Source organism: Methylobacterium sp. E-065, from assembly GCF_022829605.1.
Classification (GTDB): Bacteria; Pseudomonadota; Alphaproteobacteria; order Rhizobiales; family Beijerinckiaceae; genus Methylobacterium.
The window spans coordinates 1-1032 of record NZ_JAKSYD010000132.1 but is presented as its reverse complement, the minus strand read 5'-3'; the positions used below and the strand labels follow the sequence as shown (position 1 = coordinate 1032).

Below are 1032 nucleotides of genomic sequence, written 5' to 3'. Positions count from 1 at the left end.
GGCACCAGAGGTGTTCATGCCAGCCTTCACCGCTTGGCCGGCTGCGCTCGCCCGACCAGCTCCGCCGGCCAAGCTAACCGTGGTGGAGCGGCCTACTGCGCACTAACTTTAACCTTGGACCACCCTGTGGGGGCCGATCATTCGCAATCGACCCGAATCTCGGAAATTGCACGTCGGGACATACTGCAGCGTTTCGGACGAGCAATCGTCACGATGATGGAGTTTGTGAACAGTCCTAACATTGATCTTCTCCTCGGGTCGATACCGATCGGATCGCCCAAAGGATTTTTACGAGTCTCGAAGCTGCACAGATCTCGTTACGTCGTTCCAATTAGCCGGAAACTCCAGCAACCCTGGACCGACGCAATCTTGTTAACGAGCAGTTCTTCTCCATCAGCAATGCAAACTGAACCCTTTTGGAAGAGGCCGGAACGACTCGGAGAAGTACGAGTCTGAGAAGGATATCTGGTACCGTTAGGATGTACTGTCGGGTTCGGCTGCGCTGAGACCAAGGAGCGGCCGAGAGCCGATTGTTGGCCGCCGGCCTTCCAAAAGCGTGCGTTGAGAAGGAGGGTTTGAACAAGCCGAGTTATCCGACACATGTGATCCAGGCGGCGCCTGCTGAGCCTTCGAGATCGCGCATCATCGAACTCAGCGTCAGGGCGCAGCGGTTTCCTCACGCTCAGCGCGGTTGCACGCGGCGACGTTCTAGAACAAAATGTGAACTCGCCGTCGTGTGCGGTGCGTGCCTCCACGTGCAGTGACATGTCTCCTCCTAGTTCGGGCCGCACGCTGTTCTTCTTCGAGAAACCCTCGGCGATGCGGCAGCTGCAGCGCTTCTTCCGCTCACAGAACACCGTCTGCGTGGCCGCCGAGGGCCACCTGCTGTCGGCCGAGGAGCCGGGCAGCATCCGGCCCGAGTGGAAGCCCTGGCGCTTCGACGCCCTGCCCATCAAGCTCGCCACGATCCCGGTCAGCTGCGGCACCAACCGGTCCGGCCAGTCGCACGAGCCGAAGATTGCCGCCATCCGG

At 60.1% G+C, this 1032-nt stretch carries 1 pseudogene; it reads left to right on the top strand.

Going from position 1 to position 1032, the window contains the following annotated elements:
- Positions 1-765: 765 nt before the first annotated feature.
- Positions 766-1032 (top strand): annotated as a pseudogene (locus MKK84_RS18735) (DNA topoisomerase); the annotation flags it as partial.